Below are 15,888 nucleotides of genomic sequence, written 5' to 3'. Positions count from 1 at the left end.
TATATCGTTTATTTTGTAACGGGTTGGGGTAATTATTTTATTCGATTTGGGTTTGGCCGGCGGGGCCCTGACGCGCGGGGCGCGTGTTCGCCTCTCGAGGCGAACACGCCGGGCTTCCCTTAGTCGGGATTCGAGCCGAGGAGGATCTTCAGATCGTGCAGCCAGGGCGTGACGCCCTGCCCGTCGCGCGCGAAGAGGCGCAGCTTGCCGGTCGTGTCGAACACGTAGCTCGCGGCGGTGTGGTCCATCGTGTAGCTATCCGGCGTGTTGCCGGGCACCTTCGCGTAGTACACGCGGAAATCCTTCGCCACCTGCTTGAGCTGGTCCTCACTGGCCGGACGCAGCCCAATGAAGGTCGGATTGAACGCGGCGGTGTACTGGCCCAGGATCTGCGCCGTATCGCGCTCGGGATCGACGGTGACGAACAGCACCTGCACGCGCTTCGCCGCATCGGGCCCCAGTTGCTGGAGCGCCTGCGAAAGCTCGGCCATGGTGGTCGGGCAAACGTCCGGACAGTGCGTGTAGCCGAAGAACAGCACGACCACCTTGTCCTTGAAGTCGGCGAGCGTGCGCGTCTTGCCGCTGGTGTCGGGCAGTGCGAAGTCCTTGCCGAACTGGGTATTGCCGGTGATGTCGAGGTTCGAGAACGCGGGCGGCTGCTGGCCGCAGCCCTCGAGAACCAGCGTGCCGCCGAGTGCGCCTGCAGCGGCAAGCGCGACGACCGTGGCGCGCACGAAGCGCGCAAGCGTGCGGTGGGCCATGTCGTTACGCCGCGATGAGCGCATGCACGTAATGGTCGACGAGCAGCGCCACGAACAGCAACGAGAGGTAGACGATCGAATAGCGGAAGGTCTTGCGCGCCAGTGCGTCGGAATATTCGACGTAGATCTTCCACGCGTAGGCGAGGAACACGGCGCCGAGCAGCACGGCCGAAGCCAGATACAGCACGCCGCTCATGCCCGAGATGTACGGCATCAGCGTGACCGCGAACAGGATCACGGTGTAGAGCAGGATATGCAGACGCGTGTACTTCTCGCCGTGCGTGTTGGGCAGCATCGGCAGGCCGGCGTTTTCGTAGTCCTTGCGGCGGTAGAGCGCGAGCGCCCAGAAGTGCGGCGGCGTCCACACGAAAATGATCAGCACGAGAATCCAGGCGTCGCCGGGGACGTGGCCCGTCACCGCGGCCCAGCCGAGCGCCGGCGGCATGGCGCCCGAGGCGCCGCCGATCACGATGTTCTGCGGTGTGGCCGGCTTGAGCAGCAGCGTGTAGATGATCGCGTAGCCAATGAAGGTCGCGACCGTGAGCCACATGGTGAGCGGATTGGTGAACGTGTACAGCACCCACATGCCGAGGCCGCCGATCACCGCCGAGAAGATCAGGATCTGCGTGCTCGTGATCTCGCCGCGCGCCGAAGGACGCCAGGCAGTGCGACGCATGCGCGCATCGACCTTTTGCTCGACGAGACAGTTGATCGCGAAGGCCGCGCCGGCCGTGAGCCAGATGCCGACGGTGCCGCCGATCAGTTGCTTCCAGGGCACCATGCCCGGCACGGCGAGGAACATGCCGATGACGGCGCAAAACACGGCGAGTTGCGTGACGCGCGGCTTGGTGAGCGCGAGATATTGGGAAATCCGGCTACCGGGCGTCTGGGATAGGGTTGTACTTTCCATAGGGCGGGATCACACCGCAGCGGTGTCGCGCGCAGGGAGAACGGCGCGGCCGGGGCGGCTACAAGCAATTCGAAAGTTTAGCACGACGACCAAAAGCAGCAGGATCGCCGCGCCACCGTTGTGCGCCACTGCCACGGGCAGCGGCCACTGCAGCACGATGTTGGATAGCCCGGTCAGAAATTGGATAAAGATCACGATCATGATCCAGTTTGCCGGGCGTCGCAGCGAGGCATAGCGTCGCAACTTGAGGGCGAACCATACCAGATAAGCGATCACGACGAACGCGAACGTGCGGTGCGTCCAGTGGATCGCGACGAGCGCGTCCTGCGTGATCACGTCGCCGTTGCCGTCCATGCCGAGCGCGCGCCACAGGTGGAAGCCGTGATGGAAATCCATCGGCGGAATCCACGCGCCGTTGCAGGTCGGGAAGTCGGTGCAAGCCAGCACCGCATAGTTCGTGCTCACCCAGCCGCCCAGCGCGATCTGCAAAACGAGCAGCACGAGCGCCGCCAACGCGGCCACGCGCCAGCGCGCGGCGTCGGGCTCGTATGCGGGCAGCGGCGTCATGCGCGCGGCGAGCCACGCGAGCGAGCCGAGCAGCGTGAGGCCGAGCAGCAGGTGCGTGGTGACGATGATGGGCTGCAGTTTCATCGTCACCGTCCATGCGCCGAACACGCCCTGCACGAGGATCAGTCCGAGCAGCGCGGTGGGCCACCACGGCGAGACATGCAGCGGCAGGCGCTTGATGCGCGCGCGCCAGGCAATCGCCATCTGCGCGATGATCAGGACACCGATCGCCATGGCGAAATAGCGGTGGATCATCTCGATCCATGCCTTCGTCATGCTCACGGGGCCGCTCGGCATGGCGAGATGCGCCGCGGCAATCTGCACATGCGCGATGAACGGCGACGACGTGCCATAGCAGCCCGGCCAGTCAGGACAGCCGAGGCCCGAGTCGGTCAGACGCGTAAAGCCGCCGAACATCACGAGGTCGAGCGTCATGAACGTCGTGAGCCACACGAGCTTGCGAAACTTGTTGTCGTCGGCCTTGACCCAGACCCACGAGAGCGGCAGCAACGCGATGCACAGGCCGATCAGACCCAGCTCCAGGATAAACATCTCTCTTACTCTTCTCTGTCAGACTCGCGCTGCGCACCTTAACCGATGCGGGACCACTTGAGCAGTTTAGTGACGTCTTGTTTGATTTTCGACGGATCGGCTTGCGCCGGGAATCGCATCATCAGGTTGCCGTTCGGATCGACCAGATAGATGTGGTCGGTGTCGTTCGTCGTCTGCGTGGCCGGCAGCCACGCGGCGACGGCGACCGGATCGGCGCGCAGCATGCGCGTATCCGCATAGGCGCCCTTCACTTTCGCCGGGACGCTCGTGTCGTCGGTGCGCAGCCAGAGCGTGACGATGCGCTCGCGCTCCTGGCCCTGGGTCGCGCGCACCTGGCGCATGAAATAGAGCTTCGTGGCGCAGGCTTCGTCGCAGGCGCCGCGATTCACCGAGATCATCAGCCAGCGGCCCTTGAGCGAGGCGAGCGGCACTTCATGACCGTCGTCGCCCGTCACCATCAGCGCGCCGGGAATGGGCCGCTGCGGCTCGATGAGCGTGCCATAGCTCGTCGTGCCGCCCTTCGGCTTGATCACGTAGTACGTGAAGTACGAGATCGCGATCGGTGCGCCGCAGATGAGCATGATGATGAGCAGCGTCCAGCGGCCACGCCGCTTCGCGTGTTGCTGCGCGGGGGTGGCGGCCGGCTGTGCGACCTGGGCGGAACGGGGGGATTGCGTCGACACTCTCGTGGAACCTCGCTTCTGTCGCTTTCGTTTGTCCATGTGCTGCATGCGCAGCGCCGTTGTCCGGATCATGTCGGGATCGCATTGATTCGTCCGACGGATCATCAGGCGTCCTTCGCGCTGCCTGCGTCTTGCCCTTCGGGCTCTTCGGCGTGCCGCCCGGCTTCGCCTTCGGTGCGCGCTTTTGTCGCAGCGCTTTTCGCCGCTTTACGGGCCGCAAACAGACCGAAACCGAGGGCCGCGAGCGCCATGCCCCACCACTGGAGCATGTAGCCGTAGTTGCGCTCGACATCGGTATCCGGCACCGGCCAGTCGCGCACGAGCCCGTCCTTGAAGGCCGGCACGAAGCCGGTCTGCTGGATCACGAACGGTTGCAGCGGCAACCCGGTTTCCGCTGCGTAGGAAGCGACGCCGAGATTCTGCCGTATCTTCTGATGCGCTGCAGAGCCACCCGCACCGAGTTCGAACGCGCGCGAGGCGTTGGCGCGCGCGATGCCTTCCACGACGACCGGCCCGGGCGGCGTGACATAGGGCGCGATCGCGGTGCGGTCCGCGATGTTGCGCGGCAGCCAGCCGCGATTGACCAGCACGTAGCCGCCGCCTTCGAGTTTAAGCGGCATCACGACATAAAAACCCGGCTGGTCGTTATACGGACGATTGTCGAGATACACCACGCGCTCGGGCAGCAAGGTGCCCGTCGCCCGCACGCGATGGAACTCGATCTCCTTCAGCGCGAGCGGCGCGGCGCCCACCGGTTGCGGCGCAGACGATTCGTACTGCGTGATTTGCGCCTGCAGCGCCTCCTTCTGATGCGCGCGGTCGCGCTGCCAGAAGCCGAGCCGGATCGTCACGGCCATCACGATCAGGATCAGCAGCGTGGGGACGAGCCGGATTTTCATTGGGCACGACCGATGCGAGAGATACCGGTGATCGAACCCCGCGCCACGCAGCGTGGTGCGATAATGAGACAGACGTTTTCAGGCATGCCAAATTCCGTGAACTTCATGCACATACTCGTCCCCGTTGCGTTCGCGCTGATCATCGCGAGCATGATCTCCGCGCTCTACTTCATGATGCACGACCGGGGCCGCACCAAGCGGATGGTCTGGTCGCTCGCCACGCGCGTGGGCCTTTCCATCTCGCTCTTTCTGTTCATCCTGTTCGCGCACTGGATGGGCTGGATCCAGTCCACCGGGATTCCTTACGGTCGCTGAGCGCCGCTGACCATCACCGAACACCGCCGCGCAAACCGCATTCCGGAAAACACAAGGCGCCGCGCCGACGAGGTCGGGCGGCGCCTTGTTGCATTCCCGTCTCCCGCGCCGCGGCCCGCGCGGCGCACCACGCATCACAGCCAGTACACGACGACGTAGAGGCCGAGCCACACCACGTCGACGAAGTGCCAGTACCACGCCGCGCCTTCGAAGGCGAAGTGATGCTCCGCGGTGAAGTGGCCACGAATGAGCCGGATCATCACGACGGTCAGCATCGTGCCGCCCAGGAACACGTGGAAGCCGTGGAAGCCCGTGAGCAGGAAGAACGTCGAACCGTAGATGCCCGAAGCGAGCGTGAGGTTCAGTTCGCCGTACGCGTGGATGTATTCGAACGCCTGCAGGAAGAGGAAGCACACGCCCAGCACGATCGTCGCGGCGAGCCACGCGATGGCCTTCGAGCGATGGTTGTCGCGCAGCGCGTGGTGCGAAACGGTGAGCGTCGCGCCCGAGGAGAGCAGCAGCGCCGTGTTGATGGTCGGCACGGGCCACGGCGTCATCGAGCGGAAGTGCGAGACCAGCGCTGCGGGACCGTTGTTCGGCCACACCGCCGAGAAGTCCGGCCAGATCAGCTTGTAGTCGAGGCTGCCGAGCTGATGCAGGGCGATCGCGCGCGCGTAGAAGAGCGCACCGAAGAACGCGCCGAAGAACATCACTTCGGAGAAGATGAACCAGCTCATGCTCCAGCGATACGACACGTCGACGCGCTTGCCGTACATGCCGCCCTCGGATTCGGCGATGGCGTCGCCGAACCAGTGCCACAGCGTGAAGAGCAGCCACAGCAGGCCGACGAGCACGCCGATCGGCCCCCACGACTCGCCGTTGATCCACGAGGCGAGCGACCCGAGCATGACCACAAGCCCAATGGACGCGCTGATCGGATGCCGCGACGGGTGCGGTACGAAGTAGTACGGGCTATCGTTTTGGCCGCTCATGCCTGTTTCTCCAGTTTCCAGTTGCACCGGACATCGCCGGCTGCATTTGTCCGAGTGTGTCCTCGTTATTCACTGCTTCGCGCGCAGCGTTGCGCGCACTCGCTCATCCCACCACCGCGTGCACGATCAACAGCAGCACGACGATGAACAGCACCGCGCCGATGATGCCCGCGATGATCAACTGCACGGGGTGCAGGTTCGCGGCGTCGTCTTCGAGGTCTGCGCGCTTGCGCACGCCGAGAAAGGACCACGCCACCGCTTTCATCAACTGCAGGATGCCGCCTTTCTTCTTCGCCGGCCCCGCTCCGCCACGTTCGTCGCTCATGCGCCTTTCGCCTCCTGGCATCGTTGACTCCGGCGCTGAAGCCTCACGCGCCCGCCGATTGTTTCGGCGGCGGCGGCACGGCCGGCTTGTTCAGCTCGAAGAACGTGTACGACAGCGTGATCGTCTTCACGTCCTTCGGCAGCTTCGGGTCGATCACGAACACCACCGGCATGCGCTTCGTCTCGTTCGCCTTCAAGGTTTGCTGCGTGAAGCAGAAGCACTCGATCTTGCGGAAGTACTCCGTCGCCTGCTTCGGCGCGTAGCTCGGAATGGCCTGCGCGTCGATCGTGCGTCCTTCGTTGTTCGAAATGTCGTACATCACCGTCATGACTTCGCCCGGATGCACGTCGAGGCTCGTCTGCTCCGGCCTGAAGCCGAGCAGCCCGCGTGCGTTCGCGTCGAACTCGACCGAGATCGTGCGCGTCATGTCCACCTGCGTGTTGCGCGCCTCGCGCTCCGTGGCGTCGCGCTGCACCAGGTTGTTGATGCCCGTGACCTGGCAGATCGCGCGATACATCGGTATGAGCGCAAAGCCGAACCCGAACATCAGCAGCGCCACGACGACGAGCTTGATGAGCATCGACCGGTTGAACGCGCGATCATTTCCAGCTTGCGTGGACATCGAACTTCCTCGAACGATCTTCCGGCAAACGCCCTGCGCGTCAGTGACCGGGGAAATACACCTGCTTGACGACGGCAGCCACAAAGAAACCGACTACGACGGCCAGCAAGATGAGGCCGAGCCGTAGATTGCCCGCGCGGATCTGCTCGGGCGTGCGTCTTTTTTGTGGATCCCGGGTCATGCGTTCAGCGCGGCTGGCCGCGGCTTCTCCTTGCATCGTCAATCGCCTCTCGTACGTGCTCCGATGAAGACTGCGTGAAGACCGCGGACTTCGCTCGCGTCCGGCTGCGCACAGCCGGACGCCACAGACTCAACGGCTCACTCGACCGTCGGCGGATTCTCGAACGTGTGGAACGGCGCCGGGCTCGGCACGGTCCACTCGAGGCCCGTTGCGCCGTCCCACGGCTTGTCGCCGGCCTTTTCCAGCTCGCCGCCGCCGCGATACGCGGGCAGCGCGACAAAGAACAGGAAGTACACCTGAGAAAGCCCGAAGCCGAAGGCGCCGATCGTGATCACCTGGTTCCAGTCGGTGAACTGGGCCGGATAGTCGGCATAGCGTCGCGGCATTCCGGCGAGACCGACGAAGTGCATCGGCAGGAACGCGAGGTTGAAGAAGATAAGCGAGCACCAGAAGTGGATCTTGCCGCGCGTCTCGTTGTACATCCAGCCGGTCCATTTGGGCGCCCAGTAGTACCACCCTGAGAACAACGCGAATAATGACCCCGCCACCAGCACGTAGTGGAAGTGCGCCACCACGAAGTAAGTGCCGTGATACTGGATGTCGAGCGGCGCCATGGCGAGCATCAGGCCCGAGAGACCGCCGAACGTGAACACGATCAGGAAGCCCACGGCCCACAGCATCGGCGTTTCGAACGAGAGCGAGCCGCGCCACATCGTGGCGACCCAGTTGAACACCTTCACGCCTGTCGGCACGGCGATCAGCATCGTCGCGTACATGAAGAACAGCTGGCCCGTGACCGGCATGCCGGTGGCGAACATGTGGTGCGCCCAGACCATGAACGAGAGAATCGCGATCGACGCCGTGGCGTACACCATCGAGCTATAGCCGAACAGCGGCTTGCGCGAGAACGCCGGAATCACCTGCGAAACGATCCCGAACGCCGGCAAGATCATGATGTAGACCTCGGGGTGCCCGAAGAACCAGAAGATGTGCTGGTACATCACCGGGTCGCCGCCGCCGGCCGCGTTGAAGAAGCTCGTGCCGAAGTGGCGGTCGAACAGCAGCATCGTGATGGCGCCCGCGAGCACCGGCATCACGGCGATCAGCAGGTAGGCGGTGATGAGCCACGTCCACACGAACATCGGCATCTTCATGAGCGTCATGCCGGGTGCGCGCAGGTTCAGGATCGTCACGACGATGTTGATGCCGCCCATGATCGACGAGGCGCCCATCATGTGCAGCGCGAAGATCGCGAAGTCCATGCCCGGGCCCATCTGCGTGGAAAGCGGCGCGTAGAGCGTCCAGCCCGCGGCGGTCGCGCCGCCCGGCGAGAAGAACGAGCCGACCAGCAGGCACCCGGCGGCGGGCAGCAGCCAGAAGCTGAAGTTGTTCATGCGCGCGAACGCCATGTCCGAGGCGCCGACCTGCAGCGGAATCATCCAGTTCGCGAAGCCCACGAACGCCGGCATGATCGCGCCGAACACCATGATGAGACCGTGCATCGTGGTGAGCTGGTTAAAGAACTCGGGGCGCATGATCTGCATGCCCGGCTCGAACAACTCCGCACGAATGGCGAGCGCCATGACGCCGCCCGAGAGGAACATCACGAACGAGAACAGCAGATACAGCGTTCCGATGTCCTTGTGGTTCGTCGCGAGCAGCCAGCGGCGCCAGCCGTGGGGCGTGGCGTGCGCGTGGTCGCCATGCACGTGACCGTGCCCGCCAGCTACATCGTGTCCGATGCTAGACATGTCTTATCTCCTGTCGGTCCGGAGTTGGCGCGTTGGCGCCTGACTCCAGCCCCATGCAATTGAAATGCTGAAGCGAATCGCTTTTGCGTCTCTTGCTGCTTGTTCTTATGGCGCGGGCCCGCTCAGGCCGCCGCGCTGATCTCCACCCGGCGCGCTTCTTTCGCGTTCGCGCCGCCCGTGATCGTTTCCGGCTTCTTCAGAATGATGTGGTCTTCGGCAATGCCTGCCGCCTTCATCGCGTCGCGCACCGCTTGCGCCCGGTGTTTGGCGAGGTCGGCGTTGGTGCTGGCGTTGCCGCTCGAATCGGTGTAGCCCGAGAGCGTGAACTTCGCATCCGGATGCGCCTTCGCGTAGTCGGCTGCCGCCTGGATGGCGTCCTTCGCGTCGGCGGGCAGCGTGCTCTTGCCCACTTCGAAGTAGACGCTTGCCGGCAGCGCAGCTGCTGCGTTCGGCGCCGCTGCGCCCGACGCCTGATCCGCGCCGCTTGCGGGCGCCGCACCGCTTGCCGCACTCGCTTCGGCCGCGCCGCTTGCGGGCGCCGCACCGCTTGCCGCACTCGCTTCGGCCGCGCCGCTGGCGGCTTCCGCCCCGCTTGCCGCGGCCGCGCCGCTCGCGCCGCCCTCGCCCGCTGCCGCCGTCGTGCCGCCGCCCTCGGGCATCTTGCCGTTACGCGCGTCGGCCACCTGACGCGGCTGTAGAATGTCGCCGGTGTGGTTGCCCCAAGAGTTGCGCTCGAACGTGATGACCGAAGCGATCTCGACGTCGTTCAGCGTAGGCGCCCACGAAGGCATGGCGTTCTTGCCGTGCAGGACGATGCTCACGTGCCCGGCGAGCGGACCCTGAACGACCTTGCTGCCGTCGAGCGCCGGGAACGCGCCCGCGCCCTTGCCGGTGGGCTGGTGGCACACCGCGCAGTTCGAGTTGTAGACCTTTTCGCCGCGCTCCTTGAGCTCGGCCAGCGTGTAGGTCTTGTTCGGGTCGTCGTTGGCGGCGGCCATCTTCGCCTTTTGCGTATCGACCCACTTTGCGTAGTCCTCGTCGGAGAGCACCTCGACGACGACCGGCATGAACGCGTGCTCCTTGCCGCATAGCTCGGTACAGAAGCCGCGATAGGTGCCGACCTTGTCGGCCCTGAACCACGTGTCGCGCACGAAGCCCGGAATCGCGTCCTGCTTCACGCCGAACGCGGGCACGTACCACGAGTGCACGACGTCGTTGGCCGTGGTGATGATGCGGATCTTCTTGTTGACCGGCACGACGAGCGGATTGTCGACTTCCTGCAGGTACGTATCGGTGATCGGCACGCGGTTGTTCACCTCGGAGCGAGGCGTGCTGAGCGTGGAGAGGAAGTTGATGCCCTCGCCCGGGCCCTTCACGTAGTCGTAGCCCCATTTCCACTGGTAGCCCGTGACCTTCACGGTGAGGTCGGCGTTGGAGGTGTCCTTCATCGCGACGACCGCTTTGGTGGCGGGCAGCGCCATCAGCACGACGATGATGAACGGCACCACCGTCCAGATGATTTCGACCGTGGTGCTCTCATGAAAGTGAGCGGCCTTGTGGCCCTTCGCCTTACGGTGCGCGTAGATCGAATAGAACATGACGCCGAACACGCCGACGAAAATCACGACGCACAAGAGCAGCATCATCATATGGAGGCTGTAAAGCTCTTCGGCGATGCGCGTGACGGGCGGCTGGAAATTGATCTCGTTCACCGCAGGGCCGCCTGGGCTGTCTCCGACTGCGAGTGCCGCGCCGGCGACGAGGAATCCGCTGCACGCCAGCACGCCCTGGAGGGCTCGCTTGATTGTTTTCATAGCTTCCTTACCCATAATTTCCATTCAAACCCTCGACCCCGCAGGAAGGTTTTGCAACCAGGGCGCCCCCTGGGACGCTCGTACCGCCAACCGGCAAACTCACGCGCCGCGCATCAAGGCGCGCGCGCAAGCCAGGCACGCAGTTCCCGCGCGAACTGCGCACGCCGATATTGCGGCAGATGCAACCCGACAGCGACCGCCTGACCGCGGGACACGAGACGCACCGGGTCGCGTGGGGTCGCGCCCGGCTCGACCCGGACCCAGCGGGGATTGAATTCGAACTGCGTGAGCGCGTCGGCGCTCATCTGTTCGATCACCAGCCGGTTCGGATAAAGCCTGATACGTTCGTAATCGACAGCATGGCGCGCATAGATGACAAAAGCGCCGCCTACTACCAACAGATCGATACCGGTAAACGGCAAAACCAGCCAGGCGCCGTGGATCAACAACAGAACGGCGATCGCGATGGAAACCAGCGCCAGCGAAACATAGAAGAACACGAATTGCCTGGGCGAAACCGAACAGTTGCGCTTCATGGTCCAGTCTTTCAGGACCGGTTCCGGACTCGCCAGCAGATCAGACGCCTGCATCGCTCGCTTCCCCCACTTGCAACCTCGCCAGACTATCGCCGCGTCGCGCCTCGCACAACTACGGGAACATCTGGACTTGCCACAATGGATTTTGGGGACCCTTCCGTGCAGCAAACTGACGCATTATAGGCGCGATCCCCTGCCCTCACAAGCAAGGCCCAATCGCCCGCAAACCCATATCAGACGGGCCTTGCAGCGATTTATCAGGCATTTCCCCGGGGCTTTTCAGGCGCTAATTTCAGGCATAACGAAAGCCCCCTTGCCACGTTACCGATTCCTTGCAGGACCCCGGCCGATGTCTTCGATGCGCACGATGCCATGGCCTTCGGCGGTCGTGCGGGGCACGGCTTTCCACGCGTGGCCGTAGATGATCTCGAAGGTCAGCGGGATCGTGCTCGCGTGCGGACCGTCCGTGCAGCGGCGCGCCTCGAGCGCGGCCACGAGCGCACGGTGCAGGCGCCGCGCGGTGCCGCCGTTCTCGCCCTCGCCATCGCCGTTGCGCTCGAACGGATATGCGCCCCAGCGGCGCACGTCGGCGAGCAGCTTTTCCGGCGTCTTGTAGGTGATGGTGAGCGTTTCCTGGTCCATCACCGGAATCTCGAAGCCGTTCTCGACGAGCATGTCGCCCAGATCGTGCATGTCGACGAAATCGATGACGTGCGCGCGCGACGGTACGCCGTGCGCGGCCTCGACTTCGGCGTACGCGCCGCGCAGCTCCTTGAGCGTGTCGGGACCGAGCGTGCTGAACATCAGCAGGCCGTTGACTTTAAGCACGCGCTGCCACTCGCCGAACACGAGGTCGGGGCGCGGATGCCAGTGCAGTGCGAGATTCGACCACAGCAGCTCGAACGCGCCGTGCGCGAACGGCAGTTCGGCGAAGTCGGCTTGCGCAACCCGCGGACCGCGCGAACCGAGCGCGCGGCCAACCGATGCGGGCAGAAAACGCCGCCAGCTCGTGTCGGGGGCGTCGTGCTCGCGGGCACGACGCAGCATGGCGAGGGAGAGATCGGTGCCGAACACGGGCGCTTCGGGAAAGCGCTCGCGCAAGCTGGGCAGGTCGTCGCCCTGGCCGCACGCGATGTCGAGCACGGCCGCAGGTTTCACCTTGATGTACTCGAGGCGCTCGCGCATGCGTTGCGCGATTTCACGCGGCAGGAAGGCAACGTCGTCGAAAGTCGCCGCACGGCGATCGAAGATGCGCCGAAGGTGCCGGGTGTCATAATCCGGACGGCCAGTTCTTGCGGAAGACGGGGACATGTCGGTCGTATTGGCGAAGTCTGCGAAGTATACTCGCTCACTCCTTTCCTTTCAGTCACGCGAGCCCGCTGCCCGGGCCGTCCTTCGATGCCGCCGCGCCCTTCTTCACGTGATGCACGCAATGCAGCGCGCGTCACACCGCCCGCTTCGCACCGCACTCGTCTTGCGGGCGTTGCGCGCGTCTGTCGAAAAGCGCGGGCGCTGCCGTCACGGCTTGCCCACTTCGTGCTGCCCAATCTGTGCCCATTATGCGGCAATTTGTCGCGAGCCACGCTCTGTGTGTGCTGCGACGCCGCGTACTGGAATGAGCCGCGCCTGCGCTGCACGGTCTGCGCCATGCCGCTCGCGCACAGACGCGGTGCGGCGGGACACGCGCGCTACCGCTGCGAGGCCTGCACCGACGCACCGCCCGCATTCGACGCCACGCTCGCGCTCGCCGATTATCGCGCGCCGCTCGACCTGCTCGCGCGCGGCCTGAAGTTTCGCGCGCGCCTCGCACTCGGCGAGGAATTTGCGCGACGCCTCGCGCTGGCCGCACAAGATCTGTGCGATGAGCACGGCATGCCGGAGCTCGTCGTGGCGGTGCCGCTCTCGCGCGAGCGCCTCATCGAGCGCGGCTACAACCAGGCCTGGCAGATCGCGCGGCCGCTCGCGCGCCGGTTGGGCACGCAAGCGGACGCCACGCTCGTACGACGCATCCTGCATACGGCGCCGCAATCGAAGCTCGATCGCGAGACGCGCCGCCGCAACGTCGGCCGGGCCTTCGCGCTCACGCGGCCGCTTGCCGGCCAGCACGTGGGTGTGGTCGACGACGTGATGACCTCGGGCGCCACGCTCGACGCGCTCGCGCATACGCTCAAGGCCGCTGGCGCAAGGCGCGTGACGAATTTCGTCGCGCTGCGTACGCCGAAAGACTGATCGGCCTCACCCTGTTCAAGACATCGAGAGAGTTTCATCGTCATGTTCAACGTCGTTCTCGTCGAACCCGAAATCCCGCCGAACACCGGCAACGTGATCCGCCTGTGCGCGAACACCGGTGCGCGGCTTCATCTGATCGAACCGCTCGGCTTTCCCCTCGACGACGCGAAAATGCGCCGCGCGGGGCTCGACTACCACGAGTACGCGCAAATGCACGTGCACGCCGACTGGGATGCCTTCATCGCCAAAGAAGCCCCGGACCCGTCGCGCATGTTCGCGTTCACGACGCGCGGATCGGGCCGCTTTCATGCGCATGCATTCCAGCCGGGCGACTGGTTCGTGTTCGGCGCGGAAACGCGCGGCCTGCCCGACGCGGTGCTCGAGCGTTTCGAGACGCCACAGCGCGTGCGCCTGCCGATGCGGCCCGGCAATCGCAGCCTGAATCTCTCGAACACGGTCGCGGTCGTGGTGTTCGAAGCGTGGCGTCAGGCGGGGTTCGAAGGTGGCGAATGAGGCGGGTGCGTCGTTACGCGCTGCCCTACGCCTTGCCGCGCGCCGCCAGCTCACGCTCATAGCGCGTGAGCATCGCATTGTCGAAGCAAGCGAAGATCACGTGCTCGAGCGTCGGGTATTTCAATAGCTCGTCGATCACGGTCGCGACGGCGATCGTCACGGCATCGTCGGCAGGAAAACGGTAGACGCCGCAACTGATTGCCGGAAACGCGATGCTCGTCACGCCCGCCTCGCGCGCGCACTCGAGCGAGCGCCGGTAGCAGGAAGCGAGCAGATGCGCTTCGTCACGGCCGCCGCCGTACCAGACGGGCCCCACGGTATGGATGACGTGTTTGGCGGGCAGGCGATAGCCGCCGGTGATTTTGGCGTCGCCGGTCGGGCAGCCGTTCAGCGTCTCGCATTCGCGCAGCAGGTCCGGCCCGGCGGCGCGATGAATCGCGCCGTCCACGCCGCCGCCGCCGAGCAGCGATTCGTTCGCGGCGTTGACGATCGCATCGACCTTCAACGTGGTGATGTCGACGGCCTGCGCTTCGATGCGGCAGTTTCCGATGGTCAGCATACGGTCCTCCTTTGCGCTCCGGTCGCACGCAAAGCGTGCGAGCTTCAAGCCAGGCGCAGCAGGACCGAAGCGCCCTACTCCGCCTTCGCGTCGCGCCGGAGCAGCGCGCTCACGGCGTCGCGCGGCGTGACACCGTCGAACAGCACGGCGCATACCGCCTGGGTGATCGGCATGTCGATGCCATGCGCGCGCGCGAGCGCCAGCACGGCCTGCGCGCAGCGTACGCCTTCGGCCACGTGGCCGAGTGCGCCGAGGATGTCGTCGAGCGTGCGGCCGCTCGCGAGCTGCTTGCCCACGGTGCGGTTGCGCGAGAGGTCGCCCGTGGCGGTGAGGATGAGGTCGCCGAGGCCGGTCAGTCCCGTGAAGGTCTCGGCGCGCCCGCCGAGTGTGACGCCAAGGCGCGTCATCTCGGCGAGGCCGCGCGTGATGAGCGCCGCGCGTGCGTTCAGGCCGAGGCCCAGGCCATCGGCGATGCCGGTCGCGATCGCGAGCACGTTCTTGACCGCGCCGCCCACCTCCACGCCGACCACGTCGTCGCCGGTATAAATGCGCATCGCGCGGTGATGGAACGCCGCGAGCGTGCGCTCGCGGCAAGCGGCGGAGGCGCTCGCCACCGTCAACGCGACGGGCAGGCCCTCGCCCACTTCGCGCGCGAAGCTCGGCCCCGACAGCACGCCGTTGCTCGCGTGGCCCGGCAGTTCGGCCGCCACGACCTGATGCGGCATCAACTGCGTTTCGGCTTCGAAGCCCTTGCAGAGCCAGACGAAGTGCGCGGGCACGCGGCCCATGTCGCGCAGCGTGCAAAGCATGCCGCGCAGGCCCGCCACGGGCGTGGCGAGCACGACGAGATCCGCCTCGCCCGACGCATGGTCGAGCGCGGCGGCGAGATCCGTTTCGTATTGGAGAGTTTCAGGCAGCGCGACGCCTGCGAGATAGCGGGCGTTTTCGTGCGTCTTGCGCAAGGTGTCGACGAGCGCGCCATCGCGCGCCCACAACAGCGTGTGATGCGCCTGGGCGAGATGCCCCGCCAGCGCGGTGCCCCACGCTCCGGCGCCGAGAACGGCGATGTTCATTCCGATACTCCGCACCGGTAGTTCGTGGAAACGATCAACGTACGCTTTAGTGCGTTGCGCTGCTTGCGCCGTCTTGCTGGGCGAGTTGCTGCAGGCGTTGCTCGTAGAGCGCCTGGAAGTTGATCTCGGCCAGGTGGATCGGCGGGAAGCCCGCGCGCGTGATCGCGTCGGCGATGTTCGAGCGCAGGTACGGGAACAGGATGGTCGGGCATGCGATGCCGACGAGCGGATCGACCTGTTCGGCCGGGATGTTGCGGATGTCGAAAATGCCGGCTTGCTTGGCTTCGATCAGGAACGCAACCTTGTCCTTGACCTTGGCCGTGACGGTGCCGGTGACGATGATCTCGAACACCGATTCGGCGAGGCGCTCGGCCTTGACGTCGACTTCCACTTCGACCGAAGGCATGTCCTGCTCAAGGAAGATGGCCGGCGAATTCGGCTGCTCGAGCGACATGTCCTTGAGGTAGATGCGCTGGATATTGAAGAACGGCTGGTTGTTCTCGTCAGACATGGTGTATGGCTTCCCTGATTGAATGGATCGCGGCGGCATCGTCGTGACGTCTCGAAGTCCCGAAAATGCGCCGCGCTACGGCAATGAACGGCAAC

At 65.1% G+C, this 15,888-nt stretch carries 19 protein-coding genes; 3 read left to right on the top strand and 16 right to left on the bottom strand.

Annotated features, from left to right (window positions below; all coding sequences use genetic code 11):
• Positions 1-119: 119 nt before the first annotated feature.
• The 5 genes from AB4Y40_RS40015 to AB4Y40_RS39995 form a co-directional block, all read right to left on the bottom strand.
• On the bottom strand, positions 120-761 hold the full coding sequence (locus AB4Y40_RS40015) for an SCO family protein (RefSeq protein ID WP_368692554.1): 642 nt from the start codon (positions 759-761) through the stop codon (positions 120-122).
• Between the two features lie 4 nt (positions 762-765).
• Entirely contained in the window at positions 766-1,671 is a 906-nt protein-coding gene (cyoE, locus tag AB4Y40_RS40010; RefSeq protein WP_368692553.1) for a heme o synthase, read from the bottom strand.
• A gap of 9 nt (positions 1,672-1,680) precedes the next feature.
• Positions 1,681-2,790, bottom strand: coding sequence for a COX15/CtaA family protein (locus tag AB4Y40_RS40005; RefSeq protein ID WP_324162342.1), 1,110 nt, complete (start codon positions 2,788-2,790; stop codon positions 1,681-1,683).
• A 38-nt stretch (positions 2,791-2,828) separates the two neighbouring features.
• Positions 2,829-3,473 carry an SCO family protein gene (locus tag AB4Y40_RS40000; protein WP_368692552.1) on the bottom strand — a complete coding sequence of 215 codons (645 nt, stop codon included), beginning with the start codon at positions 3,471-3,473 and terminating at the stop codon, positions 2,829-2,831.
• Positions 3,474-3,577: 104 nt separating this feature from the next.
• Positions 3,578-4,372, bottom strand: coding sequence for an SURF1 family protein (locus AB4Y40_RS39995; protein ID WP_368692551.1), 795 nt, complete (start codon positions 4,370-4,372; stop codon positions 3,578-3,580).
• A 105-nt stretch (positions 4,373-4,477) separates the two neighbouring features.
• Between AB4Y40_RS39995 and AB4Y40_RS39990 the strand changes: the two genes are divergently transcribed.
• Positions 4,478-4,687: a twin transmembrane helix small protein gene (locus AB4Y40_RS39990; RefSeq protein ID WP_028201826.1), complete on the top strand. Its 210-nt coding sequence runs from the start codon at positions 4,478-4,480 to the stop codon at positions 4,685-4,687.
• A gap of 134 nt (positions 4,688-4,821) precedes the next feature.
• On the opposite strand, the gene AB4Y40_RS39985 is transcribed toward AB4Y40_RS39990, so the two are convergent.
• The 8 genes from AB4Y40_RS39985 to AB4Y40_RS39950 all read right to left on the bottom strand — a co-directional run bounded on the left by AB4Y40_RS39985 (position 4,822) and on the right by AB4Y40_RS39950 (position 12,219).
• On the bottom strand, positions 4,822-5,679 hold the full coding sequence (locus AB4Y40_RS39985; RefSeq protein WP_254352550.1) for a cytochrome c oxidase subunit 3: 858 nt from the start codon (positions 5,677-5,679) through the stop codon (positions 4,822-4,824).
• Positions 5,680-5,782: 103 nt separating this feature from the next.
• The gene (locus AB4Y40_RS39980; RefSeq protein ID WP_254314617.1) at positions 5,783-6,004 is read right to left on the bottom strand and encodes a DUF2970 domain-containing protein; all 222 of its coding nucleotides are present in this window, start codon (positions 6,002-6,004) and stop codon (positions 5,783-5,785) included.
• A 43-nt stretch (positions 6,005-6,047) separates the two neighbouring features.
• Positions 6,048-6,626: a cytochrome c oxidase assembly protein gene (locus AB4Y40_RS39975; RefSeq protein WP_368692550.1), complete on the bottom strand. Its 579-nt coding sequence runs from the start codon at positions 6,624-6,626 to the stop codon at positions 6,048-6,050.
• 40 nt (positions 6,627-6,666) lie between these two features.
• On the bottom strand, positions 6,667-6,807 hold the full coding sequence (locus AB4Y40_RS39970; RefSeq protein WP_208867222.1) for a cytochrome oxidase small assembly protein: 141 nt from the start codon (positions 6,805-6,807) through the stop codon (positions 6,667-6,669).
• A gap of 137 nt (positions 6,808-6,944) precedes the next feature.
• Positions 6,945-8,558, bottom strand: coding sequence for a cytochrome c oxidase subunit I (ctaD, locus tag AB4Y40_RS39965; RefSeq protein WP_368692549.1), 1,614 nt, complete (start codon positions 8,556-8,558; stop codon positions 6,945-6,947).
• A gap of 122 nt (positions 8,559-8,680) precedes the next feature.
• Positions 8,681-10,396: a cytochrome c oxidase subunit II gene (coxB, locus tag AB4Y40_RS39960; protein WP_368692548.1), complete on the bottom strand. Its 1,716-nt coding sequence runs from the start codon at positions 10,394-10,396 to the stop codon at positions 8,681-8,683.
• An 89-nt stretch (positions 10,397-10,485) separates the two neighbouring features.
• Complete coding sequence (locus AB4Y40_RS39955) at positions 10,486-10,962, bottom strand: DUF2244 domain-containing protein (RefSeq protein WP_324148383.1); 477 nt, start codon at positions 10,960-10,962, stop codon at positions 10,486-10,488.
• Between the two features lie 267 nt (positions 10,963-11,229).
• Positions 11,230-12,219 (bottom strand): methyltransferase domain-containing protein, encoded by a 990-nt coding sequence (locus AB4Y40_RS39950; protein ID WP_368692547.1) that lies wholly within the window; start codon positions 12,217-12,219, stop codon positions 11,230-11,232.
• 87 nt (positions 12,220-12,306) lie between these two features.
• Between AB4Y40_RS39950 and AB4Y40_RS39945 the strand changes: the two genes are divergently transcribed.
• Both AB4Y40_RS39945 and trmL read left to right on the top strand, forming a co-directional pair.
• A complete protein-coding gene (locus AB4Y40_RS39945) occupies positions 12,307-13,137 on the top strand; it encodes a phosphoribosyltransferase family protein (protein ID WP_368692546.1) in 831 nt (276 codons plus the stop codon).
• Between the two features lie 42 nt (positions 13,138-13,179).
• Positions 13,180-13,650: a tRNA (uridine(34)/cytosine(34)/5-carboxymethylaminomethyluridine(34)-2'-O)-methyltransferase TrmL gene (gene trmL / locus AB4Y40_RS39940; RefSeq protein ID WP_368692545.1), complete on the top strand. Its 471-nt coding sequence runs from the start codon at positions 13,180-13,182 to the stop codon at positions 13,648-13,650.
• A 25-nt stretch (positions 13,651-13,675) separates the two neighbouring features.
• On the opposite strand, the gene AB4Y40_RS39935 is transcribed toward trmL, so the two are convergent.
• From AB4Y40_RS39935 to secB, 3 genes are all read right to left on the bottom strand, one after another.
• Positions 13,676-14,209, bottom strand: coding sequence for an O-acetyl-ADP-ribose deacetylase (locus AB4Y40_RS39935; protein WP_368692544.1), 534 nt, complete (start codon positions 14,207-14,209; stop codon positions 13,676-13,678).
• A 74-nt stretch (positions 14,210-14,283) separates the two neighbouring features.
• Positions 14,284-15,282, bottom strand: a complete 999-nt coding sequence (locus AB4Y40_RS39930; protein WP_368692543.1) for an NAD(P)H-dependent glycerol-3-phosphate dehydrogenase — start codon at positions 15,280-15,282, stop codon at positions 14,284-14,286.
• 46 nt (positions 15,283-15,328) lie between these two features.
• Complete coding sequence (secB, locus tag AB4Y40_RS39925; protein WP_042270084.1) at positions 15,329-15,793, bottom strand: protein-export chaperone SecB; 465 nt, start codon at positions 15,791-15,793, stop codon at positions 15,329-15,331.
• Between the last annotated feature and the right edge of the window lie 95 nt (positions 15,794-15,888).

The sequence above is a fragment of the Paraburkholderia sp. EG287B genome (assembly GCF_040965595.1).
Taxonomy (GTDB): Bacteria; Pseudomonadota; Gammaproteobacteria; order Burkholderiales; family Burkholderiaceae; genus Paraburkholderia.
This window is presented reverse-complemented; position numbering and strand designations above follow the sequence as displayed.